The organism is Aurantimicrobium minutum, assembly GCF_029893825.1.
GTDB classification, from domain to species: domain Bacteria; phylum Actinomycetota; class Actinomycetes; order Actinomycetales; family Microbacteriaceae; genus Aurantimicrobium; species Aurantimicrobium minutum_C.
The window spans coordinates 700,460-726,300 of record NZ_JARXXV010000001.1 but is presented as its reverse complement, the minus strand read 5'-3'; the positions used below and the strand labels follow the sequence as shown (position 1 = coordinate 726,300).

The following is a 25,841-nucleotide window of genomic DNA, read 5'->3' as shown; positions in this document are numbered from 1 at the left end:
CTGGTTATCGGGGGATGACAAAGACTCGACTGCCGTGGTGGCTCCAGGTCACCCTGGTATTTCTGCTGGGGCGTGCAGTGTCAACTGTCATGCTGCTGGTGTTGGCCAGCCAGCAGGCAGAAAATGCCTGGACTGGCGCCCAACCCTCACTCTGGGATTTCTCCACGATGTGGGATGGTCGCTGGTACAACATCATTGCCGAGACAGGCTATCCGCACGACATTCCCTACACCGAGGATGGTCACGTTGCTGAGAATGCCTGGGCATTCTTACCCGCCTATCCGGTTATTGTCCGTGCACTGATGCTCATCACGGGATTGCCATGGAGCATCTCGGGTGTGTTGATCTCGGTGCTGTGTGCACTGGGTGCATCTCTTGTGTTTTACAAGATCCTGATCAAGCATGTGCCCGCGCAGCAGGCACTGTTTGCCATCGTCTTGTTCGCTCTGTCCCCCGTCTCCCCCCTGTTCCAGCTGGCTTATGCCGAGTCCATGCAGCTTTTCCTGATTGCTCTGGTGATTCTGCTGATGCAACTCAGGCTCTATGGATGGGTTATCCCCGTCGTGCTTGTGCTTTCGCTGACCAGGCCAGGGGCATTGGCTGTGGCGTTGGCAATTGGTCTGCACTGGATATATCGCTTTGTAAAACGCAAGAGAACACGATTCCCCACTCGTGAACGTGTCCTACTTGCCGCGGTGGCAGTCATTGCTGCCGGGGCAGGGTTTGCCTGGATGTTTATTGCTGGCTGGGCCACCGGCATCCCCAACGCGTATTTAGATACTGAGCTGGCCTGGCGCTCTGCCTATATTGGCTACCAAGAACTGATCCCTTTCACCCCCTGGATCCATGCTGCCCAGTGGTGGACAACAAGCTTTGGGTATCCGGAAGTCGCCGGTTATGTGCTGCTGGGTGCCCTGGTGCTGGGCTTTGCCGTCTTCCTCTTCATCCCTGCAGTGAAAAGGTTGGGTGTGGATGTGCGTTTCTGGCTAGCCAGCTATGCCCTTTATGTCCTGGCAGTGTTCTTTCCCCAGTCCAGCACCTTCCGCCTACTTGCCCCACTTTTTCCCGCGTTGGGGGCAGTGGCAGCACCACGGTCAAAGCTGTATCGAGGCTTCATGGTGTTGCTCTTTATCGTTTTTCAGTGGGGCTGGTTACTGATCTGCTGGCGAATAGATGGTTACGACTGGAGTCCGCCCTAATAACCGTCCGGAACAACGGATTCCGTAGCTGTTTGGGCTGTTGAAGTGGTTATTGGGCACCAAACAATACGGGATAATAGAAGTACACAAAGTAAGTGAAAGGGGTGGCCTAAATGGCTGCAATGAAGCCACGGACCGGCGACGGTCCCATGGAGGCTGTCAAGGAAGGTCGCCTGATTATTGTGCGCGTTCCTCTCGAGGGTGGTGGCCGTCTGGTCGTCTCCGTCAACGATGCTGAAGCGAAGGAGCTTCACGACGTGTTGGCGAAGGTTGTTCCTGCCTAAGACATAACTTCTTCGGGTAATCCGAATAAGAAAACCCCCGCTGAATCAGCGGGGGTTTTCTTATGTCGTTTCTTAGGAAATCTTGGTGAACTGCAGCAGCCCGTCGCCAGCAGGAGAGAGGGCAACAACGATGTTCTCTGACTCGGTAGCTTCGGTGAGCACGGTGCGGAAGCCAGCGACAATACCTGCACGCTTTGCAGGGTTCGCAATGTCACCATCTTGCAAAATGTGGGGAAGCAATACGGTGCCACCAACCCGAACTAGACGTAGTGCGTGCTCGACGTTTTGTGCAACCTGGGCAGGGTCGCCATCAACGAGCACGATGTCGTAGCTGTTCTCGTTCATGCGTGGAAGAACATCGAGAGCCTTGCCCGTAATCAAGCGCACGCGGCTGGCAGGATAGCCGGCCTCAGTGAAAAGTTCACGAGCCTGCTCGTGGTATTCAAATTCAGAATCAATCGAGGTCAATGTAGCCTCGGGAGCACCGGAGAGGAGCCACAGACCGGAAAGACCCAGACCTGTTCCAATCTCTATGATGTTGGTTGCATTGGTTGCTGCGGCAACTAATGCGAGCTGGGCGCCCACCGCAGGAGAAATCACGTTTACACCGTGCTCTAGCGATAAAGCGCGGGCTTTTACCTGGGTGCTCGACTCAACATCAAATTCGTTGAGGAACTTCCACGTCAGTTCGTTGTGTGTCACGAGGTTCTCCTTTGAAAATAAGCGTAGAGCTAACCCTGTGTTTAGGGGCGGTAGTCTCGTAGTGTGTTTGGTTTGACCTTCGAGAAGTTACTCATCATTGGGGTGATTGCTGTCTTCGTTATTGGTCCTGAACGCTTGCCTGCCTATTCGGCAAAGTTCGGTCAGTTCGTGCGCAAGCTCAAAGAAATGAGTGCAGGTGCGAAGGATCGCATTAAGGAAGAACTTGGCGATGATTTCGACGAGGAAGAGTGGAAGAAACTCGACCCTCGCCAATACGACCCACGTCGGATTATTCGTGAAGCACTGCTTGATGATGAACCAGCAGTAAAGGCAGCTCCGGTGGCTGCCCCCGTGGTGAAGAAGGCTGTTGTACGAGACGTGAACGCCGGAACACCTTTCGATCTGGAATCTACGTGAACCTCGTTCTGGGTTAGTTCTTTTTCTCGACTGGAATCAGGGCGAGTTTGAGGCCGAGCGCATCAGTGAGACGAAACAACGTTGTAGCAGTTGGGTTACCCACACCCCGTTCAATGCGGCTAATCTCGGCCTGTTGAACATCAGCCAACAGTGAGAGTTTGGGCTGGGTAAGTGAGCGAGCTTTTCGCGCTGACTGAAGAGCAGCTCCGAGTTCTGCGCGATCGCGCATTTCTTTCTGGAAGTCCGCCGACACTGCGTCGTAAATCTTCCAGTCTTCCTCGGTCCATGACTCACGAATTTCCTTCATGAAGTTTTCGTAAGGAATGGTTTGCTGTTTCTTTCCCATACTAGAAATTATGTGATTAAACACTTTTTATTTCAACCCTTGCTTCCATTCTTGGTGCAGTTTTCTTGCAGTGCGAATCTCTTGTTGCTGCTTTTTCTCCGAAGAATCTCTTTTCTTGTCATAACCGTGATGGAGCACAACGATTTTGTCGCCGTGGAATGTGCAAAAGATCCGAATTAATACCTGAACCTGTGATTCTGGCGAATACTTAGTGCTCGTTTCCGGGCCGGTGTGTGACTCAATTGCATGGAGTGATTTTCGAATTCTAAATTCATACAATCCTCCGCCGAGAGGTTTGCCCCATTCTCCCGAGCAAATCCCAATACCTTCAACGCTTAGTACGTTCCTTATTGCTGAGTCGACAACGAGTTGTTGGTATTTCGACAATGACCTGTAAAACCGCGCATAAGATTGGCCGTAAATTTCTACTTTCCAAGCAGACAATTCAATTCCCTATTACCAGAGTGACTATTTGTCACTCAAGGTAGGAGAGGAAGGGGTGCAAAAGGCAACGAGTTGTGAATCTCTCGCACATGACTGGGATTTCCCAGTTGTGGAGGACTACTGAGCTTTATGGCACCCAACCAGGTGGTCGTCAACGAGACCCTCTGATTGCATCAACGCATACATCGTGGTGGGGCCAACGAAACTAAATCCCAGCTTGCGCAGTGTCTTACTTAAGGCTTCTGATTCTGCTGTCACCGCAGGTATATCTGTCATCACTTTTCGTGTGGGGTTCTGAACATCAGGTTGATGTGACCAGACCAGGTCATAGAGTGCACCAGGGTTGTCCGCAATGAGTTCCTGAGTAATGCGAGCATTCTTGATCACGGAGTTGATCTTGGCTTTGTTGCGAATGATTCGCTCGTCATTCATCAGGCGATCAACATCTGCGTCGGTGTAGTTGGCAACTTTGGCGATATCAAAGTTGTGAAAGGCATCACGAAATCCTGGTCTGCGTCGAAGGATCGTAATCCAGCTCAGTCCCGCTTGGAATCCTTCGAGGGCGATCTTTTCAAACATGAACTGATCTCCAGGTTGGGGAACACCCCACTCTTCATCGTGATAACGCATGTATTCGACATCTGAGCCGACCCAGCCACACCGGGCTAGGCCGTCATCACCGATCACAAGGTTTGGGTATGCCATTACTTGTATTCGATGCCTTCAATGTCCAAGAGCTGAATCTTGGTGGGCACGCCCGAACCACCGGAGTAGCCGGTGAGTTTGTTATTGCCAGCAAGAATGCGGTGGCAAGGAACAATGATGGGCACGGGGTTTGCACCCACTGCTCCTCCCACAGCCCTCGCTGCCTTGGGGTTTCCTGCACGGGTAGCAAGATCGCCATAGGAGGCGTGACCGCCATAGGGAATGGCAAGCAGCTCATGCCAGATGGCTTGCTGGAATGGTGTGCCAACAAGCTTCACGGGAACGTCAAAGTCTTTACGTTTACCGGCAAAGTATTCACCCAGTTCGGTGGTTGCCTGCTTGATCACGGTGTCTGGCTCACCCGGGCGGCCACCATGCTGCAAGCGACCGTGCGGAGAACCTTCAACACCTTCAATACTCAAGAACGTGATGGCCTCACCGTCACTGGTGAGTTCAATCCGACCAATGGGTGAATCGATGGTGGCAAAAGTGGAAGTCATAGCTCTAAAGATAATGGGGCTGCCACCGCAAGCGGTAGCAGCCCCATTGGGATACTGACATCTAGTAGTGGGGACGAAACCCTACTGAGCCAGAGTGTTAGACGATGCGTGCACCTTCCTTGAGGACACCCTCAAGAATTTCACGCATCTCGACGAACTCCTTGGGTCCAATAGTCAGCGGTGGAGCAAGCTGAACTACAGGGTCTCCACGGTCATCTGCACGGCAGAACAGACCTGCGTCATAGAGAGCCTTGGAGAGGAAGCCACGAAGCAGGCGCTCGGACTCGTCGTCGTTGAAGGTCTCCTTGGTGGCCTTGTCCTTGACGAGTTCGATTGCGAAGAAGTAACCGTCACCACGCACGTCACCGACGATGGGGATGTCCAGCAACTTCTCCAGCTCTGCACGGAACAGTGGCGAGTTGGTACGCACGTTCTCGTTGAGCTTCTCTTCTTCGAAGATGTTGAGGTTTTCCAGGGCGACTGCTGCAGACACGGGGTGACCGGCGAAGGTGTAACCGTGAGGGAAGTAGCTGGTTCCCTTGGAGAAGGGCTCGTAGATCTTGTCAGAGATGATGGTTGCACCAATAGGGGAGTAACCACTGGTCATACCCTTGGCGCAGGTGATCATGTCGGGAACGTAGCCGTAAGCGTTGCAGGCAAACATTTCACCGATACGACCGAATGCACAGATAACCTCATCGGAAACCATGAGCACGTCGTACTTGTCGCAGATTTCGCGCACGCGCTGCATGTATCCGGGAGGTGGTGCGAACGCGCCACCAGAGTTCTGAACTGGCTCGAGGAAGACAGCTGCAACAGTGTCTGGGCCTTCGAACTCGATCATTTCTTCGATGCGGTTTGCTGCCCACTGACCGAATGCATAGAGGTCATCCTGGTGCTGTTCAGCACGGTAGAAGTTGGTGTTAGGAACACGGAAGGTGGAGGGAACCAGAGGCTCAAACATTTCCTTCATCGCGGGGATACCGGTGATGGACAGAGCACCCTGAGGGGTTCCGTGATACGCGATGGAGCGGGAGATCACCTTGTGCTTGGTGGGCTTACCCATCTTCTTCCAGTACTGCTTAGCAAGCTTGAAAGCAGTTTCAACTGCTTCACCACCACCGGTGGAGAAGAACACCTTGTTGAGGTCGCCTGGTGCATAGTCTGCAAGGCGGTCAGCCAGTTCAATGGCGGAAGGGTGTGCGTAAGACCAGATGGGGAAGAATGCGAGTTCTTCGGCCTGCTTCTTTGCTGCCTCAGCCAAACGCTTACGTCCGTGACCTGCCTGAACTACGAACAAACCGGAAAGGCCGTCGATGTAGCTCTTGCCCTGGATGTCGGTAATCATGTGACCGTCACCCTTGACGATGATGGGTACACCATTCTCGTGCATGACCGATTGGCGGGTGAAGTGCATCCAGAGGTGGTCATTTGCCTTCTTTTGAAGGTCCTTGTTGTCATAGACGGGTGCAAAGTAGGGCTTCTCTGCCCCGGTCGCAGCTGCAGGTGCTGCAGCAGGTGTGGTTGCAGCGTGAGCTGCGCTCTTGTTCTTCCGAGAGGTAAATAACGGCATGATTTATCGCGTTCCCCAGTTATATAACTGTTTGTGGAGCTTGAGATAGACGAAGGTTTCGGTTGAAACCACTCCCTCAAGCTTTCGGATCTGTTCGTTGAGAAGATTGATGAGATCTTCGTCGGACTCACAGACAACTTCAGCCATGATGTCGAACGACCCGGCAGTGAGCACCACGTAGTCGACGGCTTCTAATGCGGCCAGCTTGTCGGCAATGGCGCGGGTGTCACCCGAGCAGCGCAAACCGATCATTGCTTGGCGGTAGAACCCCAGTTGCATTGGGTCGGTCACAGCGACCACCTGCATGACACCAGCTTCGGTCAGCTTCTGCACGCGCTGGCGCACTGCTGCTTCAGACAAGCCCACTGCCTTGCCAATTTCGGCATAGGAGCGGCGGCCGTCTTCTTGCAGCTGTTCGATGATGGCTTTGGAAACCTCATCCAGCTGAGCGGCACGTGTCTTAGAGTTCATGCGCTTGATTCTGGCAGGAAAAAACAGCCGAAGCAAGTGAAACCGCAGAAATTTGTGGATAAAACTACGAATTCCTCAGAATTCCCCTTCATTTACTATCGGTTTTCGTCATATGCTGAATTCATGAGTACTCACGCATTGAAGAACTTCGTCAACGGTCAGTTTGTGGAATCCACCTCGGATGAGCGCCTGGACATCATCGACCCCGCCACCGAAGAGGTCTATGCCACCAGCCCAGTTTCCAGCGAAAAGGACGTTGCCGACGCCTATGGCGCAGCGGCAACCGCGTTCGAGGCCTGGGGAGAAACCACACCCAGTGAGCGCTCCTTGGCGCTGTTCCGCATCGCTGATGCCATGGAAGCTCGTGCACGTGAATTTGCCGAGGTTGAATCCAAGGACACCGGTAAGCCACTCGAGACTCTCGTGGAATATGAAATCATGCCCTCGGTGGACCAGATTCGTTTCTTTGCCACCGCAGCACGACACCTGGAAGGTAAATCGGCAGGCGAATACATGGCCGACCACACCTCCATGATTCGCCGCGAGCCCATCGGTGTGATCGGACAGGTCACCCCCTGGAACTACCCCCTCAACATGGCGGTGTGGAAGTTCGCCCCAGCTATTGCTGCCGGAAACACCATTGTGCTCAAGCCTTCAGACACCACTCCTGCCTCCACCATGCTGTTGGCCGAGATGGCTTCTGAGTTCCTTCCTGCAGGTGTGTTTAACGCCGTGATGGGTAATCGTGACACCGGCAAGGCCATGGTGGAAAACAAGACTCCACAAATGATTTCCATTACCGGTTCGGTTCGTGCCGGTATGGAGGTGGCCAAGAGCGCTGCCACTGACCTCAAGCGCGTCCACCTCGAACTCGGTGGCAAGGCTCCGGTCATCGTATTTGATGACGCAGACATTCCTTCAGCAGTTGAAGGCATCGTGGGTGCTGGTTACTTCAACGCAGGTCAAGACTGCACCGCAGCAACCCGTTTGCTCGTGCAGGAAGGTATCTATGACGAATTCATGGCAGAGCTCGTGAAATACGCACGCGCCAATGCCATTACTGGTTCACCACTGGACGCCAACACCATGTTTGGCCCCGTCAACAATGTGAACCAGCTGGCACAGGTTCAAGGCTTTATTGAGCGTCTGCCAGATAACGCTGTGATTGAACTCGGTGGCCAGCGTCAAGGAAGCACTGGTTACTTCCACGAAGCAACCATCATCTCTGGTCTCAAGCAAACAGATGAAGTAATCCAGAACGAGATCTTCGGCCCAGTAATGACTGTGCAGAAGTTCACTGATGAAGCGCAGGCACTTACCTGGGCAAACGACGTGAACTACGCCCTGGCTTCGTCAGTGTGGACTCAGAACCACGGCCGTGCCATGCGCATGGCAAAGAAGCTCGACTTTGGTTGTGTGTGGATCAACACTCACATTCCTATCGTTGCTGAGATGCCTCACGGTGGTTTCAAGCACTCCGGATACGGCAAAGACCTCTCTGGATACGGCTTTGATGACTACACCCGCATCAAGCACGTGATGAGTTACATCGGCAACTAAGCCGGAGTAATACCCAGGTTTATTCCTGCACGGCTGGGCCCGCTGTGAGCAATCACGCGGGCCAGCTCTGTAATAGCCTGTGCTGCAGGATCAGCCGGGTGTGAGAGGACAATAGGCGTTCCCTCGTCGCCGCCTTCGCGTAAGCCCAGGCTCAAAGGAATCTTGGCCAGAACCTCAACGGGCTTGTCTTGACCAATGCTCAGTTCGTTGGCAACGCTCTCAGCGCCACCTTCACCAAAGAGGGCAAGTGCTGAGCCATCTGGGAGAACTAGTGGTCCCATATTCTCCACAACGCCCAGGATGCGCTGACCAGTCTGGCGTGCAACAACACCGCCACGAACGGCTACCTCGCTGGCGGCTGTTTGTCCTGTGGTGACGACGAGCACTTCTGCATTTGGAAGCTGTTGTCCCACGGTGATGGCCACGTCTCCGGTGCCGGGAGGAAGGTCTAATAACAAGAAATCTAGGTCACCAAAGTAGACATCGGTGAGGAACTGGGTAATGGTGCGCTGAAGCATGGGGCCGCGCCAGGCAACGGCAGCATTAGCATTCTCAACGAACATGCCAATGCTGATGACTTTCACATCGTGACCTACTGGAGGCACAATCATGTCATCAAGACGGGTGGGCTTGACTGCCACCCCTCCTGGGGCCAGTCCCATCAGCGCCGGGATGGAGAAGCCATACACATCGGCATCCAAGATGCCCACATGGAATCCTTGTGTGGCCAGGGCCGCAGCAAGGTTTGCCGTCATAGTTGATTTGCCCACGCCGCCCTTGCCGCTGGTGACAGCGATGACGCGCGTGAGTGTGCCTGGCCCGAAAGGGTTTTGCTTGGGACCGCCAGGGCGGAGCGTGGAAAGCAATTCTGCACGTTGTTCAGGTGTCATCACCTGAACATCCACTGTTACGTCTTCGATGCCACTCACGCCGGCTGCTGCTGCCCGAACATCGCTTTCGATCTTCTGGGCAGCGGGGCAGCCAGCAATGGTGAGTCGAACTTCAACAGTTGCAGAACTACCCTCGACAGAAACAGCACCAATCATGCCGAGATCTGCCAAGCTGCGGCGAAGCTCGGGGTCAATGACTGACCCCGCAGCTGCGCGCACGTGTTCTGTCAGAGTGCTCACGTGTTACTTGGCGGAACGAGTGGCTGGACGCGTTGCAGGCTTCTTTGCTGGTGCCTTTGCCGCAGGATTCTTGACCACGGGCTTAGCTGGTGCTTCGTCTTTTTCAAGTTCTTCAAGCAGGGCACGAAGTTCTGCCTTAATGAAGTCCTTAGTGGCCATGTCTTTCATGGCCAAACGCAGTGCAACAACCTCACGTGCAAGGTATTCGGTGTCAGCAAGGTTGCGCTCAGCACGCTGGCGATCCTGCTCAAACTGAACGCGGTCACGGTCATCTTGACGGTTTTGTGCAAGCAGAATCATCGGTGCTGCATAAGATGCCTGCAATGACAGGATCAAGGTCAGCGCCGTGAAGCCGATGGCATAGGAGTCAAAACGCCACTGCTCGGGAGCAAAGGTGTTGAACAACATCCACACGGCAGCAAAGATAGTCAGGCCCAGCAGGAACCAAGGAGTACCCATTGCACGTGCGATGGTTTCGGTGAAACGGCCAAAACGGTCCCGCGAACGCGAGGGACGAGGGTTCAGTGCGCTGAAGCCTTTGGGGGAGTCGAAGCTTTCATCGTGACGGTTCGAACGTGCCATGTCAGCCCCTCCTTCCTCGGCTTGCGGGCTTTACTGCAGAAGTTTTTGTTGCGGTGCGCTTCTTGGGCGCGCGTTTACTCATCGCTGCCGAAGCAGGGGTGTCCTCATCGTCATGGCTGCGCCAGTCATCGGGGAGGAGATAGTCGAGCACGTCATCCACGGTGACCACACCGACGAGTCGGTGTGCATCGTCGATGACGGGGACAGAAACCAGGTTGTAGCTGGCCAAAATACGTGACACTTCAGCTGCTGGAGTGTCCACCGAGATGGGCTCGAGACCTGGATCAATCAGGGCACCCAAGCGCTCGTGTGGTGGATAGCGCAGCATGCGCTGGAAGTGAACCATGCCTAAGAAGCGCCCGGTGGGAGATTCGTAGGGAGGCAGTGTGATGCAGACCGCCGCTGCTAAGGCAGGTGCGGTCTCATTGCGACGAATCATGGCCAAGCCTTCGGCCACGGTTGATTCTGCCGACAAAATGATGGGCTCGGGGGTCATCAGACCACCAGCGGTGTCTGCTCCGAAGCTCAGCAGCAGACGAACGTCGTCTGCCTCTTCGGGCTCCATCAAGTCAAGAAGGTGTTCACCACGTTCTTCAGGTAGCTGGGCGATGAGGTCGGCCGCGTCATCGGGCTCCATCTCGTCCAGAACGTCTGCAGCACGCTCGTCGTCGAGCTGCGCCATGATCTCAATCTGGTCGCTCTCGTCCATCTCCTCGAGAACGTCAGCCAGACGGTCATCGGGCAGCTCTTCGGCAACCTCGAGCATGCGCTCTTGGGGTAGATCCAGCAAGGTGGTTGCCAAGTCTGCAGGGCGCAGTTCTGAGTAGGAAGCAATGAGGGCTTCAGCGGACTGAGGTTCGCCGGCTTCGGTCTTTTCCGTGATCAAGGACCAGGGAACAAGAGCAGTGGGTCCCTTAGCGAAGGGTGCTCCGCTTTGACGTGGACGGCGCACAAACAGCTGGCTGATTGCCCACTCGCCGGGACCGGTCTCTTCAATCGACGCGTCTTCGATTTCGGCTTCGCCGGAACCGTCGTTGAAGGTGACCTTACGGCCTAAAAATTCTGCAAGGAGGCGAACTTCGCCACCGCGCTGTTCGAACTTACGGTCCGAAATCGGGCCCGTGGTGATGACCTGGCCGCTACCAATGCTGGAGACGCGTCCGATGGAAATAAACACACGACGCTTGCCGGGAAGTTCGGCCAGAAGTCCCACAACACGAGGAGCATTGTCCTTGCGATAGACCACGAGGACATCACGAATACGACCCAGGCGGTCACCGGCTGGATCAAATACTCCGCTGCCTGTTAGGCGCGCAACAAATACTCGTGTTCCTGTCACGTCTCTAACCTACCCGTTAAGCATTGTTTGCGCCCCCTCGAGGGAGCGCAAACAATGTGTGAATATCTGTCTTAGATCAGTGCATCACTGAGGTGATTGGGTGTTCCAAAACGGTGTGCAGTGATGCTCACTGCCTGCTCGCGCAGGAAGGGAAGCATTTCCACGCGTCCTGCCAGAAGAACAGGACCTGCATAGACAGCAACATCGGGGCGACCGTTGGTCGCAGCGGTGACCTGTGCAGCCGTGCCGCCAATGAGGCGAATGCGTGCATTGGTGAGGTCTTGCTCGTTCAGGCTGGTCAGCCAAGCGCCATCAGAGCGCTGATCTACGCGAATACCGGTTGCCTGTAGTGCCCAGAGGTAACGCTCACCGAAGTTGGCTGGAACCGAGATGGTGAAGTCTGATTCAGCACGCATCGCGGCAAGGACAACACGGAAGAGTTCAACCGGGTTGCCGTTCTCCATCAAGCGAATGCGAGTGGGGACGGGGCGGTAACGGAAGACATTACGCTCCACACCCAGCTGGGAAACATCCAGTGCCTGACCAAACTCGGTGGACCAGGAGAACTGGTCCAGGCTGGCTGCCTGGCGAATCCAGGCCAGTTCGCCACCATTGAGTGTTTCTGAACGCTCAATAGCGTCAATCAAGGTGTTGACGTGAGTAGAGACGGGTGCCTGGCCAATATCTGCCGTAGCAGCAATGTTCCATGAGCCGAGACCAAAGAGGTAGTTGGGGCCACCTGCCTTGGTTCCTGCGCCCACAGCAGATTTCTTCCATCCGCCGAAGGGCTGGCGCTGAACGATGGCACCGGTGGTGCCACGGTTGACATACAGGTTTCCGGCCTGGATGGTCTCGAGCCACTGGCCCACTTCGTCAGCATCCAGGGAGTGGATGCCCGAAGTGAGGCCGTAGTCGATGGCATTGACCATGGTGATGGCTTCGTCGAGGGTGCGCGCGGTCATGATGCCGAGGACTGGACCGAAGTATTCGGTCAGGTGGTATTCACTGCCTGCCTTGACTCCGTCGCGCACACCAGGTGACCACAGCTTGCCGGAGTCATCGAGCTGCTTGGGCTCAACCAACCACTTCTCGCCCTTGCCCACAGAGGTTAGTGCAGAGAGCAGCTTGCCCTTGGCAGGCTCAATGATGGGACCCATCTGGGTGGTGGCATCCTGAGGGTAGCCAACTTTGAGGCTGGAAACACCGTCAATGAGCTGGTTGCGGAAACGCTGAGAGGTTGCCACAGAACCCACCAGAATCACCAGTGAAGCAGCGGAACACTTCTGGCCGGCGTGACCAAAGGCTGAGTAGATCACGTCCTTTGCAGCGAGGTCGAGGTCTGCACTGGGGGTCACGATGATGGCGTTCTTACCGCTGGTTTCTGCAAGTAGTGGCAGATCGTGTCGCAGGGAACGGAAGAGTTCTGCAGTTTCATACCCACCGGTGAGGATCACGCGGTCAACGCGGGGGTCAGAGATGAGCTTGCTTCCCAGTGCGTGGTCACCCATGTTGACCAACTGGAGAGCATCGCGGGGAACACCTGCCTCCCAGAGAGCTTCAACCATCACTGCACCACAGCGACGTGCTTGGGCAGCGGGCTTGATAATTACGGGAGAACCAGCTGCCAGAGCAGCAAGGGTGGACCCTGCAGGAATTGCCACAGGGAAGTTCCAGGGTGGAGTAACCACAGTCAGGCCTGCAGGAACAAACTCAGCACCAGAGATACGCTCGAGCTTCTTTGCCTGTTCTGCGTAGTAGTGAGCGAAGTCGATTGCTTCGGTAACTTCAGGGTCTGACTGGTCGAGTGTCTTGCCGGTTTCGCTCGCGGCAACCTCCATCAGTTCAGCACGACGTGCTTCGAGAACTTCACCTGCGCGGTGGAGTATCTCGGCACGCTCTACAGCGGACTTCTGACGCCAGCTTGCACCTGAGCCCGTTGCGGTAGCGAAGACTGCCTCGAGTTCTGCTTCGGTGTTGACGGTGTTGGCCGCAACGATGTCATTACCCAGCTGTGAGGTGGCAATGCGAGAGATGATCGCATCACCCCAGGCGCGGTTAGCGGCAATGGCAGGGTCAGTATCTGCCGCGTTTTTAAAGTGGTCAGTTGGCATGGGTGTGGCGGACTTGGTGCGGTCTTGCACGCGGTGTGAAGCAGGAACACTGTCATCAAGCTCGGCCAGAGAGTTCAAGAAACGGGTCTGTTCGCGTTCGAACAGGGCTTCGTTGGCTGCCAACTCAAATACGGCAGACATGAAGTTGTCTTGCGAAGCACCTTCTTCGAGGCGGCGGATCAGGTAGGCAATAGCCACATCGAACTCAGCTGGGTGAACTACAGGTGTGTAGAGCAGGAGTCCGCCAACGTCCTTCTTGACTGCTTCTGCTTGACCTTGAGCCATACCTAGCAGCATCTCGAATTCAATACCGGACTGAACGCCGCGCATGCCTGCAAGAAGCCAGGCATAGGCAACGTCAAAGAGGTTGTGACCGGCAACACCAATACGGACGTTGCCAATGCGGTCAGGGTGCAGGGCGTAGTTGATGACGCGCTTGTAGTTTGTGTCACTGTCCTGCTTGGTGTGCCAGGTCGCCAGAGGCCAGTCGTGCAGTGCAGCTTCCACGCGCTCCATGGGTAGGTTCGCCCCCTTGACCACGCGAACCTTGATGCCTGCGCCGCCGCGAGCACGACGAGCTGCAGACCATTCCTGCAGCTGCATCATGGCAGCAAGAGCATCAGGGAGGTAGGCCTGGAGCACGATGCCGGCTTCAAGGTTCAACAGTTCTGGACGGTCCAAGATGCGGGTAAACACCGCAATGGTGATGTCGAGATCCTTGAACTCTTCCATGTCCAAGTTGATGAACTTGGGAGTGGGGCTCTCGGCAGCGAGGTGGAACAGGGGGAGCAGACGCTCAACCACGTGCTCAACATCCTGCTCGAATGCCCACGCAGAGTGAGGTGCAACGGTGGAAGAGACCTTGATCGAGACGTAGTCCACATCGTCACGGGCCAGCAGTGCACGAGTGCCTTCCAGGCGGCGAGCTGCTTCGCGCTCGCCGAGTACTGCTTCACCGAGCAGGTTCACGTTGAGGCGAACCCCTGGCTTACGAAGCTTGGCAATAGCGCCACCCAGCTTGGCATCGGTGGCATCGACGATGAGGTGTCCCACCATGTTGCGCAACACCTTGCGCGCAATGGGAATAACGACTCCAGGAAGAACAGGTGCGAATGCTCCACCGAGTCGAACGGCAGCGCGCATATACCAAGGCAAGAACGCGGGAACCTTGGGGGCAAGCTCTTTGAGGTTGCGGGCGGCAACGCGCAAGTCTTCGGGGCGCACAACGCCATCAACGAACCCCACGGTGAAGGCAAGACCATTGGGATCCTTCAACACTCCCGCCAGCATCACTGCGCTGGAATCAACAGGGAAGTCTTGTGCTTCGGTCAACCATTTGCGCACGAGGGCGATGGAGTCAGTAGCAAGTTGGGGGGAGAGAGCATCTGCGGTCATGGCTCTAGTCTGGCGTCCCTAAGACTTAAGATAAAGCGCACAAAAGTTACTAATACTCATTAGAATTACTTAACTAATTACTCCTGACCTCAAGGACCCTCATGCTTGATCTGCGTCGCCTAAGACTTCTGCGTGAAGTGAAGCTTCGTGGCACCCTGGCCGAGGTTGCAGAAGCCCTGAACTACAGCCCTTCTGCAGTTTCCCAGCAGCTTGCGCTGTTGGAAAAAGAAGTAGGAGTCCCCCTACTTCGAAAGAGCGGTCGTCGTGTCACATTGACACCTCAGGCAGAGATTCTGGTTACACACACCTCCACGGTGCTGGAAGTTCTTGAACAAGCAGAAGCTGAGGTCACCACCTCGCTCGAACGTCCTGCCGGTTTGGTGCGCTTAGCGGTATTCCAGTCGGCAGCGCTCGCGCTATTGCCAGATGCTTTGACACTTGTTCGCTCGGAATATCCCGAGATGCGCCTCGAGGTCACGCAACAAGAACCTGAAGCAGCACTGCATGCCACCTGGACGAGAGATTTCGACCTGGTTATTGCTGAGCAATATCCTGGCCATGCCGCACCGCGGCATCCTGAACTTGACCGCGTAGATCTGACCACCGACCCCATTCGGTTGGGTGTCTCGGCCAAGCTCGTTCGTGAGAACAACATCAAGAACCTTGCTGATACTGCCGGTTTGCCCTGGGTGATGGAGCCCAGGGGAACGGCTTCACGACACTGGGCAGAGCAAGCATGCCGCCAAGCAGGGTTTGAACCTGATGTTCAATTTGAAACTGCGGATATCCAAGCTCACATTCGTTTAGTCGAGTCTGGCAATGCCGTGGCGTTACTGACCGGCTTGGCGTGGGTGGGAAGACCTGTGACGGTTGAACTCATTGAACTACCGGGCAATCCTCGCCGAACAGTATTTACCGCTGCACGTCGGGCGAGTGCGAAAAGTCCCGCCATCGTGGTGTGCAGGGACGTACTCTCACGCACGGCAGCGTTAGTGAACCCTGACTAAAGGTTTATTTGCGCTTCTTCTTCGCGAGAGCTTCCGCTTTCACCAGTGCTGCTTTGTGTGCCTTGGCGGCAGCAACGTGAGGTGCAAGCCATGCTTCAACATCATCCGCGGTGCGCGGAAGAGCAATAGTGAGGTTCTCGGCACCGGTAGCGGTGACCAGGATGTCATCCTCAATGCGCACGCCAATACCTCGGTATTCCTCAGGCACGGTCAGGTCATCTGGCTGGAAATAGAGACCAGGTTCGATGGTGAAGATCATGCCTTCTTTGACAATCCCGTCCATATACATTTCACGACGAGCTTCAGAACAGTCATGCACGTCAATACCTAAGTGGTGGCTGGTGCCATGAACCATATATCGACGGTGGTGACCATTCTCGGGAAGGAGGGCCTCTTCGGCGGTGACAGGAATGAGTCCCCACTCGGCAGTCTTCTTGGCAATGACACCCATTGCAGTGTTGTGAACATCGCGGAAGGTGATGCCGGGCTTCACAATCGCGAACGCAGCGTCTGCTGCCTCGCGCACAGCTTCATAGACCTTGCGCTGAATCGGGGTGAACGTGCCATCAACCGGCAGGGTTCGGGTGACATCGGCGGTGTAGTAGCTGTCGCGCTCAACACCGGCGTCGATGAGAATCAGGTCCCCGTTGTTGACCACACCATCGTTGGTCACCCAGTGCAGGATGCATGCGTGGGCTCCGCTGGCAGCGATAGTGCCATAACCCACACCATTGCCTTCGAGGCGAGCACGCGAAGCAAAAGCACCCTCCACCATGCGCTCACCACGCTTGTTGCCAGCAATGGCTGGAAGCACGCGGGCGATGTCGGCAAAGCCTCGAATACTGGAAGCAACCGCTTCACGCATTTCGGAGATTTCATACTCGTCTTTGACCAGGCGCATTTCAGAGAGATCACGAGCTAGTTCTTCAGGAAGTTCAGTGACTTCTTTATCCTTGGCAGGAAGTTCATCCAGGTGCTTGGTGGCAATGCCAAGGTCACCGGCAACTTGTGCCAGGGAAGGCCGTGGACCAATCCAGAACTCACCAATGTCGCTGTTGGCATAAAACTCATCAGAGTCGCGCCCTGCGCGCTCGCGGAAAAACAGGGTGGCGTCATGGCCAGTTGCGGTGGGTTCCATCACCAGAACAGAGTCTGGTTCTGAGTCAGAACCCCACCCGGTTAGCCAACTAAATGCAGAGTCAGCACGGAAGGCATAGAAGGTGTCATTACTGCGGCGCTTCATGCTGCCAGCAGGAATCACAATTCGCTTACCCGGATACATCTCACTGAGCTTGGCGCGGCGAGCTGCAGCATATGCTGCCTGCTCGCACGGTGCAGGAATCTCCTCGGGGCGATCAGCCCACTGGCTTGAGATGTAGTGCTTGAACGTGTCAGAGCCGGGGGTGGTGGAGCGATTAGCTGTGCCCTGGATTGTCTCGTTCTTTGCAGCTTCGGAGTTCATGTTTCTAGTCTCGCACCTTCAGCTGGGGAAAGGTCTGCGTAATCCCCAGACAGGCATAGAGTGAAAGGGTGGAAGCATTCTTACGAGCCCAAGGTCCCATTGACCTTCATCTCCACAGCAACGTCTCTGATGGCACTGGTTCACCTGCTGAGGTGGTGCGTGAAGCACACGCTGCGGGTATTCGCACGATGGCGTTGACCGATCACGACACCGCCGATGGCTGGGATGAAGCCCGTGAGGAATGCCAGCGATTAGGAATGACATTTATTCCCGGCATGGAGTTTAGTTCTCGTATTGAACACGGCAGCATCCATATCCTGGCCTATCTCGTTGATCCAGACTTTGCTCCACTGGCCGAAGAACTCGACAAATTACAAAATGATCGAGAGAACCGCCTGCGCCAAATGACAGAAAACGTCAGCGCAGATTACGACATCACCTGGGACCACGTGATGGAACAGGTTGCCGCTTCAGGGAAATCTCTGGGCCGTCCGCATCTAGCTGACGCCCTTGTTGCTCAGGGGATTATTAGTGAACGCGGGGAAGCATTTGATGGAATTCTTTCCAAGAATGGCCCCTACTACGTCTCCCAATACGCATTGGATCCCGTCTCTGCGGTGAAGTTGATCCGCGCTGCTGGGGGAGTTCCTGTGATGGCCCACCCCACTACGAGGGGACGAGTCGCCCCGATGGAATACATCGATCGACTCATTGATGCAGGCTTGGGCGGTTATGAAATTGAACACCGCGAAAACATGGAACCGGGCAAAACTATTCTGCGCGAGCTGTGTATTGAGCGCGGATTGATCATGACCGGTTCAAGTGACTATCACGGAACGGGCAAGCCGAATCAGCCCGGTGAAAACACGACAGAGCCAGAGATGCTCGCCAAGATTATTGAGCAGGGCACCGGCTCAGCACCGACCTACCCTGCCTAGTTCGTGGAATAAAACGTTCCCTTGCCTTTGACGCTGGAGGCAATGCTGGGAATCTTTCCATCGCCATAGCTGGCAACTACTTCTGAAATGACGACTTCATATGCGTCATACCAGCGCTGAACACCTGCTTTGGCGGTGAGATGCTGGGGGAAGCGAGAGAACTCAGTGAGGGTTTGTTTATCGGCGAAGTAATAGATGGAGTTCTTTGTCGTGCCATCGGCACTGACCCACTTTTCCACGCCCAAAAATCCTGGCATGGCCTGTACGAATTCTTCGATGGCGTCATCTAGCTGATAGAACTCATCGTCGTAGGTGCCGGGCTTGAAAATGAACTGTGCAGCAAACATTTTTCTACTTTCCTGTGGACTCACGGGCAGCACGTGCAGCAACGGAGGCACCACTGGTGAGCAGTGCGCGCCGCCAGGGCAGGGTTCCCTCGATTTCGATTTGAATGGTGAAGCTCAAGATGGTTCGAACGAGAACGATGAGGCCGAGGACGATCACCGAATCAATTGTGGGGGTTTGCGTGATGGTCTTAATGAGGTCACCAGCAACGAATACTTCAAGGCCGAGCAAAATCGCTCCGCCCATCATGTCTCGGAAGACCTGTAGAGCTGCATGAGATTCGCCTGAGAACAGCTTGCGCAGTGCAAACACGGCAGCAATCAGCGTGCCAACGCAAATAACGACGACGCCGAGTACATCAAAGATTTCTACAGCGAGTGTGAAAAAACCTGCGGGGTCCATGTATGTGAGTGTAATTGCTCGGGGAAGAACTAAGGGTTGTTCTGTTTGTCGTAACTACTACCAGTTCACCAGGGCGAACTCTTTGGGGCCGATGGCAATGATGAAGCAATAGATTGCGAACAGTGCTGAGATCACACCCAGGATCTTGAATTGGTGATCCATTGTGTATCGGAACAAGCGAGTGAGCTGAACGTTACCTTTTTCTCCGCGAATTGCACGCCACAGTGGTGGCAACAACACAGGCACCATTGCAATGACATAAATCAACACGATGGTGGGCAGTTGTAGCCACCACGGAATCTGTGCAGCAGTGACGTCATGGATTGCAGGAACCAACATGGCAAAGCTGGTGATGTCTTTGATACTCAGCGCAAAGGCGAAAGCAAAGAAGGTGACCGTATTTGCGCGGGTAATGCGCTTAGTGAGCCCCTGCTCTGCCTTCTTAGCTAGATCTGGGTGAGGCAGAAATAACCACACGGTGACACCTGCCAAGACAACAGCTGCCAGGCTCCAGATGAAGCCGCCGATGATGTCGGGAGAGTGTGGTGCGGGGTGGGGAAGGGATGCAAAACCTGCGGTCAGCAGAATACAGGCCAGCAGAAAAGCTATTCCTGAACCGCTGGCAACGGCAATACTGCGACGGATCCACTTGGGCGAACTAGTGGAGAGCAGCTGTAACCCCAGAAGTGACGGAGTGAAAGAAGCACCGATGGCAAGAGGAATGACCCGCACCAACACCTCTATCTCAGCCGCACCAATGTTCATGGAGTTACTTTACTTGTGCTCCGCTAAGACCTGGGCCGCGGCGACGGTTACGTGTGCGGGTGCGTGACGGGTTGTTCCCGTCGTGGTGTTCTTCTCCGCGACCATCGTGAGCGCCACCGGCAACACCGTGGGTGCCTTCGGGGCTGACGTGCTTAGATGGATTGTTCACTCGGCGACGATTACGATCGCCTGAACTTGCGCTCTTCTGACCTTCACGCTGGCGACCCGTGTGGCCATTCTCGGTCTTGGTGGGAGGAGTGGACTTCAGTCGACCCTTGGCATCTGCAGGGATGTTGAGGTCGGTGTAGAGGTGTGGGGACGAAGAGTAGGTTTCTACAGGTTCGGGCTGACCGAATTCAAGTGCCTTGTTGATCAAGGCCCATTTGTGCAGGTCTTCCCAGTCCACGAAGGTGACCGCGGTACCGGTCTTGCCGGCACGACCCGTACGACCTGCACGGTGCAAGTAGGTCTGGTCCTCATCAGGAATGGTGTGGTTGATGACGTGGGTCACGTCATCAACGTCAATGCCTCTGGCAGCAACGTCGGTTGCAATGAGGATTTCTTTCTTGCCCGACTTGAACTGGGCCATGCCGCGTTCGCGCTGTTCCTGGTTGAGATCACCGTGGACGGCAACGGCAGGGAAGCCGCGGTCGGTGAGCTCTTCAACAAGGCGTGAAGCGGCACGCTTGGTACGGGTAAAGATGACAGTCTTTCCGCGACCCTCTGCCTGCAAAATACGAGCAATGACCTCGTCCTTGTCCATGTTGTGGGCGCGGTAAATCACGTGCTTGATGTTGGCTTGAGTGAGACCCTCATCAGGATCGGTGGCACGAATGTGAATGGGGTTGTTCATGAAGCGTCTGGCCAGTGCCACGATAGGACCAGGCATGGTTGCTGAGAACAGCATGGTGTGACGCTTGGGTGGTGTCTGCGAGAAGATCTTCTCGATATCAGCCAAGAAGCCCAAATCGAGCATCTTGTCTGCCTCATCGAGAACGATTTCTTCGATTTCGGACAGCGACAGCAAACGCTGGTTTGCGAGGTCGAGCAAACGACCCGGGGTTCCCACCACAATCTGGGCACCAGCCTTAAGCTGTTCAACCTGACCCTCATAGGACTTGCCGCCGTAAATGGACACAACCTTGGTTTCACGGTTGGAGGTGGCCAATTCCATATCTTCGGCAACCTGAACACACAGTTCACGTGTGGGAACAACAACCAGCACCTTCACACCGGGGTCAGGGTTGGTTCCTAGGCGCTGGATGATAGGCAAACCAAAACCAAAGGTTTTACCAGTACCAGTCTTGGCCTGACCAATGATGTCCTGGCCGCCAAGGGCGAGAGGGATGGTCTGTTCTTGAATAGGGAATGGTTCAGTAATTCCCTTGGAAGCCAACGCCTCAACAATGTCAGCGTCGATGTTTAAATCTGCAAAAGTCACAAAATGCCTGTCGTATAAAAGGTTCTACGCCTTTTTATCCGTCACGTCAGGCGTAGGGCTACCGATCCGTTGCCGGTAGCGACATCACAAGCCTATCTCGCCTTACTCATATGCCCGAGAAGGCATAAGCTTGTTCCGTGGTCTTTTCTTGGTTTGGCATGCGTAAGCGCAACGTCGTTGCGCCTACCCTCAAGCCTCGCCAAGAGAAGGTTGAACGCGAAGACAAGGTTGACCTGGGGGATATGACCCCTGATGTTGTGCCCTACCTAGGCCAGGTTGCCTACTTCGAACTCGCTGTCTTCGAGTCGTTGACTCGCGCGGTGACCGCTGCTCCTTCGCTTGAAGCCAAGGAAGGTCTCAGTGCTGCTGCCGGAGAAGTTCTGGCCAAGCACCACGGCTTAGTTGCCGAACTTCGTAAGAAGAAGGTTGATCCTGCCGAGGCGATGGAGCCTTTCGCCCCTGCCATTGACAAGTTTGAACAGCTCACCAGTGGTCGTGACTGGTATGAAATGCTGCTGGGTGTTTATCTCACCGCAGGTTTCCTCGATGACTTCTTCGTCCGTTTGGTTCCAGGTCTGCCCAAGGCACTAGCGGGACGCGTTGAAATCTTGCTGGAGACTGACCGCTCAGCTGAAGTGATTGTGGCACTGCTCAAGCAAGGTATTGACCAAGACCCAACCCTGTCGTCACGTCTAGCTGTGTGGGGACGTCGTCTGGTGGGTGACACTCAGCTCGTTGCCCGCTCAGCCTTGCTCATGTCCGATAACAAGGCAGATGACGAACTGCGTATTGAGCCGGTATTCACCGATCTCATTGCTGCGCACTCGCGCCGCATGGATGAACTAGGCCTTACTGCCTAGAAAAGTAGTGGTGTTGGCTTAGCCAACAAAGCCGATGCGGCGGTTCTGGTCAGAACCAACCTCAACGAAGGCAATGTTTCCGGTTGCAACCAGGTAAACCTTGCCCTTGTCGTCGGTGAGCTTGAGCACAGGGGAGCTTCCGGTGAGTGCCTGGGTGACAAGCGCTTCAACCTGCTCAGCGGATTGTGAAGTCTCCAGGCCAATCTCGCGTGAAGTGTTGATCATGCCAATGCGAATTTCCATGTGAAGACCTTTCGTAATCCGAACGAGTCCAACACTATGACAAAAAACTGAGCAGAAGATATTCACAAACCCTGCTTTCGCGCAGAGAGTAACTTCTTCCACACATGGCCATAATGAATTACCGAATAAAACCTGTGGAGGCCAGATGAAGACATCGTTCGATGCACTCATCTTGGGCGCAGGGGTTTCGGGGCTCTCGGTTGGCATTGTGTTGCTCAAGCAGGGCTACTCGGTGGAGATCTGGGCGAAGGATGTCCCTCCTCACACCACCAGTGATGTGGCGGCTGCGCTGTGGTATCCCTATCTGTGTAATCCACGGGACAAGGCGATTACCTGGAGCAAAAACACGCACGACTATCTCAAAGAATTCGCACTATCTGATCCACGAAGTGGCTGCATGATGCGCAGCTTCATCGAACTTTTTGAAGAACCGGTGGGAGAACCCTGGTGGGCAGATGCGGTTGATGCATATCGTCATGCGCTACCTGATGAGCTGCCGCCAGGCTATGTGGATGGATACCAAACAGACGTGGTGCTGATGGACAGTGAGGTCTATATGCGCTGGTTGGTGGATGTCTTCACTGAACTCGGCGGTGTGATCACCATCAGAGAAGTCAGTGAATTCTCAGAAGCTTGCGTGGCTAACCCCGTGGTGATTAATTGCACCGGACTTGGCTCTCGCCAGCTGTGTGGAGATGCGCGGGTGTATCCCGTGAGGGGGCAGGTTGTCAGGGCAGCGCTGAACTCCTTCTCAGACATCGTGGTGTCAGAAACTGCATCTGGTCTTTCTCTCATCGCTCCCCGTATTGATGATGTTGTGTTGGGCGGAACAACCCAAGCCAATAATTGGAACACTGAGGTTGATGAGGAAGACACCGCAGAAATCTTGCGCAAGGTTGCTGCGTTATCTCCTGCTTTTACTGACGTGAACGTGCTGGATGTGAAGGTGGGACTGCGGCCTGCGCGTGATGAAGTGCGCCTTGAAACTGAGCAGATGAATGGCGGTGTGGTCATTCACAACTACGGCCATGGCGGTGCTGGTTACACCCTCTCCTGGGGTTGTGCGCAGGACGTGCTGGCACTGTTTGAAGGTGTGCTCCAGTAGTAGCCCTCTCTGGGGAGCATGAGTGTTTTCCACTGAGGTCTTTCTTGCCCGAACGACTCTGTTAGCCAGCGTAGGATGGCGATATGGCAGTAGCTGCTCACGCCGATGGTGGCATCCTCTCAGGTATACGCGTACTCGATTTCTCCCGAGTCCTTGCCGGCCCCTATGCCACGATGACCTTGGCTGACTTTGGCGCTGATGTGATCAAGATCGAAAGCGCAGATGGTGATGACACCCGAGGATGGCGTCCACCGGTAGATGCCCAGGGCGTCTCCACCTACTACTCCAGCGTGAACAGAAACAAGCGCTCGGTCATTCTTGACCTGCGCACTGAGGAAGGTAACCAGAAGGCGCGAGAACTTCTTGCGACCGCTGATGTGGTGATTGAGAACTTCCGTCCAGGTGTCATGACCAAACTGGGTTTCAACTTTGAGGAAGCGCAGAAAATCAATCCCGGCATCATCTACTGCTCGATTACCGGGTTTGGCTCCGGCAAGGGTGCTTCATTGGCCGGTTATGACCTGCTCGTGCAGGCACTGGGCGGTCTGATGAGTGTGACCGGTCCACAAGATGGTGGTCCCACCAAGGTGGGCGTTGCTCTCATTGACATCATGACGGGCATGAATGCAGTGCAAGGAATCTTGCTCGCTCTCAAGGCGCGTGAGGATGCTCTTGCCTCGACGCAGCCCGGTCAGTGGAAAGGTCAACTGATTCACGTTGACCTGATGACAACCCTTCTTGCCGCCATGACGAACCAGGCCTCGGCAGCACTGAATGCCGGAGTGACCCCGGTGAGACTCGGTAATGCTCACCCCAGTATTTCTCCCTATGAACTCTATGAAGCGTCTGATCGACCTCTGCTCATTGCCGTGGGTAATGACAAACAGTTCCACACACTCGTGCGACTACTAGGTATCGAACACCTTGCTACAGACCCGCGCTTTTGTGATAACCCCAGCCGTGCAACACATCGAGAGCAGCTTGGGGTTGAGCTGGAAGCAGTTCTCACAACACGGCCTGCTGCCCACTGGGTTGCAGTGTTGAGTGCGGAGGGTGTGCCCAGTGGTCTGGTGAACACCGTGCCAGAAGCTTTTGATTTTGCAGACTCACTTGAGATGGATGCGGTGGTGGAGATTCCCACCGCAGAAGGTGACCATGCCTTCAAGCAAGTGGTCAATCCCATCCATATTCCTGGCCGTGGTGCCAGTTACAGGCTTGCTCCACCCTCATTGGGGGAGCATAGTGAAGACGTCAGCTGGCTCGAGAAGTGACAATCAAGTTGCTTCGGGTCAGTGACTGAAGGTAAGGAAAACAATGAGCACGAACGCATTCCCTGATGTTTCTGTCATGGACGAAGTCTTTGACTTCCACGCCCTGTTGAAGCCGGAAGAAGTCGAGTGGGCGATGAAGGCACGCACCTTTGCCCAGACCCACATTCGCCCAGTGATTGAGGATGACTTCGATAAGAAGTACTTCCGCAAGGAGCTCATTCCCCTCATTGCTGAGCAGGGTTTCCTAGGCATGCACCTCAAGGGCTACGGTTGCGCGGGCGCATCTGCTGTGAGCTACGGCCTGGTCTGCCTTGAAATGGAAGCCGTCGACAGCGGTTGGCGCACCTTCGTCTCGGTCATGGGCTCACTTGCCATGTCAGCGATTTATAAATACGGAACCGAAGAACAGAAGAACCACTGGCTGCCTCAGATGGCCAAGGGTGAAAAACTTGGCTGCTTCGGTCTGACCGAACCACACGGTGGTTCAGACCCTGCAAACATGAAGACCACGGCAGTTCGAGACGGTGACCAGTGGGTAATCAACGGTGCCAAGCGTTGGATCGGCCTTGCCACACTGGCAGACATCGCTATCATCTGGGCGATGACCGATGAAGGCGTGCGCGGCTTCATCGTTCCCACCGACACACCTGGATTCACTGCAACCGCAATCGATGGCAAACTCTCCATGCGTGCCTCCATCCAGTGTGAGATTGACCTCCAGGATGTTCGCCTGCCAGCAGATGCCATCTTGCCCAACGCCAAGGGGCTCTCTGGTCCATTCGGCTGCCTCAACGAGGCACGCTATGGCATCATCTGGGGCGCCATGGGAGCAGCTCGTGCCTGCTTGGACGCAGCGATTACTCGCTCCAAGCAGCGTGAAGTATTCGGGCAGCCCATCGGTGCTTTCCAGCTCACTCAAGCCAAGCTTGCGGACATGACGCTCGAATACGAGAAGGGTGTTTTGCTCGCCCTTCACATCGGGCGTCAAAAGGATGCGGGAACACTCAACCTGGCCCAAATTAGTGTGGGCAAGCTCAACAGTGTTCGTGAAGCACTCAAGATTGCTCGTGAAGCACGCACCATCTTGGGCGGTGACGGTATAACCGGAGAGTTCCCTGTGATGCGTCACATGGCCAACCTGGAATCAGTGCGCACCTATGAGGGCACTGACGAGATTCACCAGCTGGTGGTGGGCCGGGCTCTAACCGGGCTCAACGCGTTTAGCTAACGCAAGAACAGAAGTA

27 protein-coding genes are annotated in these 25,841 nt (G+C 55.0%); 10 read left to right on the top strand and 17 right to left on the bottom strand.

Translation table 11 applies throughout. From position 1 onward, the window contains the following. Window positions 1–14 precede the first annotated feature (14 nt). Both M2120_RS03480 and M2120_RS03475 read left to right on the top strand, forming a co-directional pair. Entirely contained in the window at window positions 15–1,199 is a 1,185-nt protein-coding gene (locus tag M2120_RS03480) for a hypothetical protein (protein ID WP_280797327.1), read from the top strand. Between the two features lie 113 nt (window positions 1,200–1,312). Further along, the gene (locus M2120_RS03475) at window positions 1,313–1,483 is read left to right on the top strand and encodes a DUF3117 domain-containing protein (protein WP_110233974.1); all 171 of its coding nucleotides are present in this window, start codon (window positions 1,313–1,315) and stop codon (window positions 1,481–1,483) included. A gap of 72 nt (window positions 1,484–1,555) precedes the next feature. Here the strand turns inward: M2120_RS03475 and M2120_RS03470 are convergent, their stop codons facing one another. After that, a complete protein-coding gene (locus M2120_RS03470; protein ID WP_280797326.1) occupies window positions 1,556–2,185 on the bottom strand; it encodes an O-methyltransferase in 630 nt (209 codons plus the stop codon). 63 nt (window positions 2,186–2,248) lie between these two features. Here M2120_RS03470 and M2120_RS03465 point away from each other — a divergent pair, with 63 nt between their 5' ends. Next, window positions 2,249–2,602, top strand: a complete 354-nt coding sequence (locus tag M2120_RS03465; protein WP_280797325.1) for a twin-arginine translocase TatA/TatE family subunit — start codon at window positions 2,249–2,251, stop codon at window positions 2,600–2,602. 13 nt (window positions 2,603–2,615) lie between these two features. Here M2120_RS03465 and M2120_RS03460 read toward each other — a convergent pair whose 3' ends face one another. The 6 genes from M2120_RS03460 to M2120_RS03435 form a co-directional block, all read right to left on the bottom strand. Continuing rightward, complete coding sequence (locus M2120_RS03460; RefSeq protein ID WP_280797324.1) at window positions 2,616–2,948, bottom strand: helix-turn-helix domain-containing protein; 333 nt, start codon at window positions 2,946–2,948, stop codon at window positions 2,616–2,618. Between the two features lie 27 nt (window positions 2,949–2,975). Continuing rightward, window positions 2,976–3,392 carry a hypothetical protein gene (locus tag M2120_RS03455; RefSeq protein WP_280797323.1) on the bottom strand — a complete coding sequence of 139 codons (417 nt, stop codon included), beginning with the start codon at window positions 3,390–3,392 and terminating at the stop codon, window positions 2,976–2,978. Between the two features lie 117 nt (window positions 3,393–3,509). Continuing rightward, window positions 3,510–4,097 carry a DNA-3-methyladenine glycosylase I gene (locus M2120_RS03450; RefSeq protein WP_280797322.1) on the bottom strand — a complete coding sequence of 196 codons (588 nt, stop codon included), beginning with the start codon at window positions 4,095–4,097 and terminating at the stop codon, window positions 3,510–3,512. Beyond that, window positions 4,097–4,597 (bottom strand): methylated-DNA--[protein]-cysteine S-methyltransferase, encoded by a 501-nt coding sequence (locus M2120_RS03445; protein WP_280797321.1) that lies wholly within the window; start codon window positions 4,595–4,597, stop codon window positions 4,097–4,099. Before M2120_RS03445 ends, M2120_RS03450 begins: the two co-directional genes overlap by 1 nt. Before the next feature lie 97 nt (window positions 4,598–4,694). After that, window positions 4,695–6,170 carry an aspartate aminotransferase family protein gene (locus M2120_RS03440; RefSeq protein ID WP_280797320.1) on the bottom strand — a complete coding sequence of 492 codons (1,476 nt, stop codon included), beginning with the start codon at window positions 6,168–6,170 and terminating at the stop codon, window positions 4,695–4,697. A 3-nt stretch (window positions 6,171–6,173) separates the two neighbouring features. Beyond that, window positions 6,174–6,641 (bottom strand): Lrp/AsnC family transcriptional regulator, encoded by a 468-nt coding sequence (locus M2120_RS03435; RefSeq protein ID WP_280797319.1) that lies wholly within the window; start codon window positions 6,639–6,641, stop codon window positions 6,174–6,176. A 123-nt stretch (window positions 6,642–6,764) separates the two neighbouring features. On the opposite strand from M2120_RS03435, the gene M2120_RS03430 reads away from it, so the two are divergent. Further along, window positions 6,765–8,201 carry a gamma-aminobutyraldehyde dehydrogenase gene (locus M2120_RS03430; protein WP_280797318.1) on the top strand — a complete coding sequence of 479 codons (1,437 nt, stop codon included), beginning with the start codon at window positions 6,765–6,767 and terminating at the stop codon, window positions 8,199–8,201. On the opposite strand, the gene M2120_RS03425 is transcribed toward M2120_RS03430, so the two are convergent. The 4 genes from M2120_RS03425 to M2120_RS03410 all read right to left on the bottom strand — a co-directional run bounded on the left by M2120_RS03425 (window position 8,198) and on the right by M2120_RS03410 (window position 14,758). Next, window positions 8,198–9,331, bottom strand: coding sequence for a P-loop NTPase (locus tag M2120_RS03425; RefSeq protein ID WP_280797317.1), 1,134 nt, complete (start codon window positions 9,329–9,331; stop codon window positions 8,198–8,200). The two genes, M2120_RS03430 and M2120_RS03425, sit on opposite strands and share 4 nt — an antisense overlap. A gap of 3 nt (window positions 9,332–9,334) precedes the next feature. Beyond that, entirely contained in the window at window positions 9,335–9,913 is a 579-nt protein-coding gene (locus M2120_RS03420; RefSeq protein ID WP_280797316.1) for a DUF1003 domain-containing protein, read from the bottom strand. A gap of 1 nt (window position 9,914) precedes the next feature. Next, window positions 9,915–11,252 carry a magnesium transporter MgtE N-terminal domain-containing protein gene (locus tag M2120_RS03415; protein ID WP_280797315.1) on the bottom strand — a complete coding sequence of 446 codons (1,338 nt, stop codon included), beginning with the start codon at window positions 11,250–11,252 and terminating at the stop codon, window positions 9,915–9,917. Between the two features lie 71 nt (window positions 11,253–11,323). Further along, window positions 11,324–14,758 (bottom strand): bifunctional proline dehydrogenase/L-glutamate gamma-semialdehyde dehydrogenase, encoded by a 3,435-nt coding sequence (locus M2120_RS03410; RefSeq protein ID WP_280797314.1) that lies wholly within the window; start codon window positions 14,756–14,758, stop codon window positions 11,324–11,326. Between the two features lie 101 nt (window positions 14,759–14,859). Between M2120_RS03410 and M2120_RS03405 the strand changes: the two genes are divergently transcribed. Continuing rightward, a complete protein-coding gene (locus tag M2120_RS03405; protein WP_280797313.1) occupies window positions 14,860–15,765 on the top strand; it encodes a LysR family transcriptional regulator in 906 nt (301 codons plus the stop codon). Window positions 15,766–15,769: 4 nt separating this feature from the next. Here the strand turns inward: M2120_RS03405 and M2120_RS03400 are convergent, their stop codons facing one another. Continuing rightward, window positions 15,770–17,227 carry an aminopeptidase P family protein gene (locus M2120_RS03400; protein WP_280797312.1) on the bottom strand — a complete coding sequence of 486 codons (1,458 nt, stop codon included), beginning with the start codon at window positions 17,225–17,227 and terminating at the stop codon, window positions 15,770–15,772. Window positions 17,228–17,295: 68 nt separating this feature from the next. Here M2120_RS03400 and M2120_RS03395 point away from each other — a divergent pair, with 68 nt between their 5' ends. Next, window positions 17,296–18,165, top strand: coding sequence for a PHP domain-containing protein (locus M2120_RS03395; protein ID WP_280797311.1), 870 nt, complete (start codon window positions 17,296–17,298; stop codon window positions 18,163–18,165). Here the strand turns inward: M2120_RS03395 and M2120_RS03390 are convergent. The 4 genes from M2120_RS03390 to M2120_RS03375 are packed head-to-tail and all read right to left on the bottom strand — an operon-like array spanning window position 18,162 to window position 21,118. Next, window positions 18,162–18,512: an antibiotic biosynthesis monooxygenase family protein gene (locus M2120_RS03390; protein WP_280797310.1), complete on the bottom strand. Its 351-nt coding sequence runs from the start codon at window positions 18,510–18,512 to the stop codon at window positions 18,162–18,164. The two genes, M2120_RS03395 and M2120_RS03390, sit on opposite strands and share 4 nt — an antisense overlap. Window positions 18,513–18,516: 4 nt before the next feature. Then, window positions 18,517–18,912 carry a DUF1622 domain-containing protein gene (locus tag M2120_RS03385; RefSeq protein WP_280797309.1) on the bottom strand — a complete coding sequence of 132 codons (396 nt, stop codon included), beginning with the start codon at window positions 18,910–18,912 and terminating at the stop codon, window positions 18,517–18,519. 57 nt (window positions 18,913–18,969) lie between these two features. Continuing rightward, window positions 18,970–19,677: a GAP family protein gene (locus tag M2120_RS03380; RefSeq protein ID WP_280797308.1), complete on the bottom strand. Its 708-nt coding sequence runs from the start codon at window positions 19,675–19,677 to the stop codon at window positions 18,970–18,972. A gap of 4 nt (window positions 19,678–19,681) precedes the next feature. Continuing rightward, a complete protein-coding gene (locus tag M2120_RS03375) occupies window positions 19,682–21,118 on the bottom strand; it encodes a DEAD/DEAH box helicase (protein ID WP_280797307.1) in 1,437 nt (478 codons plus the stop codon). Window positions 21,119–21,276: 158 nt separating this feature from the next. Here M2120_RS03375 and M2120_RS03370 point away from each other — a divergent pair, with 158 nt between their 5' ends. Next, window positions 21,277–21,978: a ferritin-like fold-containing protein gene (locus M2120_RS03370; RefSeq protein WP_280797306.1), complete on the top strand. Its 702-nt coding sequence runs from the start codon at window positions 21,277–21,279 to the stop codon at window positions 21,976–21,978. 18 nt (window positions 21,979–21,996) lie between these two features. Here M2120_RS03370 and M2120_RS03365 read toward each other — a convergent pair whose 3' ends face one another. After that, window positions 21,997–22,221, bottom strand: coding sequence for a DUF3107 domain-containing protein (locus M2120_RS03365; protein ID WP_280797305.1), 225 nt, complete (start codon window positions 22,219–22,221; stop codon window positions 21,997–21,999). A 145-nt stretch (window positions 22,222–22,366) separates the two neighbouring features. Here M2120_RS03365 and M2120_RS03360 point away from each other — a divergent pair, with 145 nt between their 5' ends. From M2120_RS03360 to M2120_RS03350, 3 genes are all read left to right on the top strand, one after another. Next, window positions 22,367–23,326 (top strand): FAD-dependent oxidoreductase, encoded by a 960-nt coding sequence (locus tag M2120_RS03360; RefSeq protein ID WP_280797304.1) that lies wholly within the window; start codon window positions 22,367–22,369, stop codon window positions 23,324–23,326. Window positions 23,327–23,409: 83 nt separating this feature from the next. Continuing rightward, window positions 23,410–24,597 (top strand): CaiB/BaiF CoA transferase family protein, encoded by a 1,188-nt coding sequence (locus M2120_RS03355; protein ID WP_280797303.1) that lies wholly within the window; start codon window positions 23,410–23,412, stop codon window positions 24,595–24,597. A 43-nt stretch (window positions 24,598–24,640) separates the two neighbouring features. Next, on the top strand, window positions 24,641–25,825 hold the full coding sequence (locus M2120_RS03350; RefSeq protein ID WP_280797302.1) for an acyl-CoA dehydrogenase family protein: 1,185 nt from the start codon (window positions 24,641–24,643) through the stop codon (window positions 25,823–25,825). The last annotated feature ends 16 nt before the right edge of the window (window positions 25,826–25,841 follow it).

What these genes read in the sequence shown, in the direction of transcription:
- M2120_RS03480 (WP_280797327.1), top strand. Translation starts at nt 15, where the DNA reads ATGACAAAGACTCGACTGCCGTGGTGGCTCCAGGTCACCCTGGTATTT.
- M2120_RS03475 (WP_110233974.1), top strand. Translation starts at nt 1,313, where the DNA reads ATGGCTGCAATGAAGCCACGGACCGGCGACGGTCCCATGGAGGCTGTC.
- M2120_RS03460 (WP_280797324.1), bottom strand. Translation starts at nt 2,948, where the DNA reads ATGGGAAAGAAACAGCAAACCATTCCTTACGAAAACTTCATGAAGGAA.
- M2120_RS03450 (WP_280797322.1), bottom strand. Translation starts at nt 4,097, where the DNA reads ATGGCATACCCAAACCTTGTGATCGGTGATGACGGCCTAGCCCGGTGT.
- M2120_RS03445 (WP_280797321.1), bottom strand. Translation starts at nt 4,597, where the DNA reads ATGACTTCCACTTTTGCCACCATCGATTCACCCATTGGTCGGATTGAA.
- M2120_RS03440 (WP_280797320.1), bottom strand. Translation starts at nt 6,170, where the DNA reads ATGCCGTTATTTACCTCTCGGAAGAACAAGAGCGCAGCTCACGCTGCA.
- M2120_RS03435 (WP_280797319.1), bottom strand. Translation starts at nt 6,641, where the DNA reads ATGAACTCTAAGACACGTGCCGCTCAGCTGGATGAGGTTTCCAAAGCC.
- M2120_RS03430 (WP_280797318.1), top strand. Translation starts at nt 6,765, where the DNA reads ATGAGTACTCACGCATTGAAGAACTTCGTCAACGGTCAGTTTGTGGAA.
- M2120_RS03420 (WP_280797316.1), bottom strand. Translation starts at nt 9,913, where the DNA reads ATGGCACGTTCGAACCGTCACGATGAAAGCTTCGACTCCCCCAAAGGC.
- M2120_RS03410 (WP_280797314.1), bottom strand. Translation starts at nt 14,758, where the DNA reads ATGACCGCAGATGCTCTCTCCCCCCAACTTGCTACTGACTCCATCGCC.
- M2120_RS03405 (WP_280797313.1), top strand. Translation starts at nt 14,860, where the DNA reads ATGCTTGATCTGCGTCGCCTAAGACTTCTGCGTGAAGTGAAGCTTCGT.
- M2120_RS03400 (WP_280797312.1), bottom strand. Translation starts at nt 17,227, where the DNA reads ATGAACTCCGAAGCTGCAAAGAACGAGACAATCCAGGGCACAGCTAAT.
- M2120_RS03390 (WP_280797310.1), bottom strand. Translation starts at nt 18,512, where the DNA reads ATGTTTGCTGCACAGTTCATTTTCAAGCCCGGCACCTACGACGATGAG.
- M2120_RS03385 (WP_280797309.1), bottom strand. Translation starts at nt 18,912, where the DNA reads ATGGACCCCGCAGGTTTTTTCACACTCGCTGTAGAAATCTTTGATGTA.
- M2120_RS03380 (WP_280797308.1), bottom strand. Translation starts at nt 19,677, where the DNA reads ATGAACATTGGTGCGGCTGAGATAGAGGTGTTGGTGCGGGTCATTCCT.
- M2120_RS03370 (WP_280797306.1), top strand. Translation starts at nt 21,277, where the DNA reads ATGCGTAAGCGCAACGTCGTTGCGCCTACCCTCAAGCCTCGCCAAGAG.
- M2120_RS03365 (WP_280797305.1), bottom strand. Translation starts at nt 22,221, where the DNA reads ATGGAAATTCGCATTGGCATGATCAACACTTCACGCGAGATTGGCCTG.
- M2120_RS03360 (WP_280797304.1), top strand. Translation starts at nt 22,367, where the DNA reads ATGAAGACATCGTTCGATGCACTCATCTTGGGCGCAGGGGTTTCGGGG.
- M2120_RS03355 (WP_280797303.1), top strand. Translation starts at nt 23,410, where the DNA reads ATGGCAGTAGCTGCTCACGCCGATGGTGGCATCCTCTCAGGTATACGC.
- M2120_RS03350 (WP_280797302.1), top strand. Translation starts at nt 24,641, where the DNA reads ATGAGCACGAACGCATTCCCTGATGTTTCTGTCATGGACGAAGTCTTT.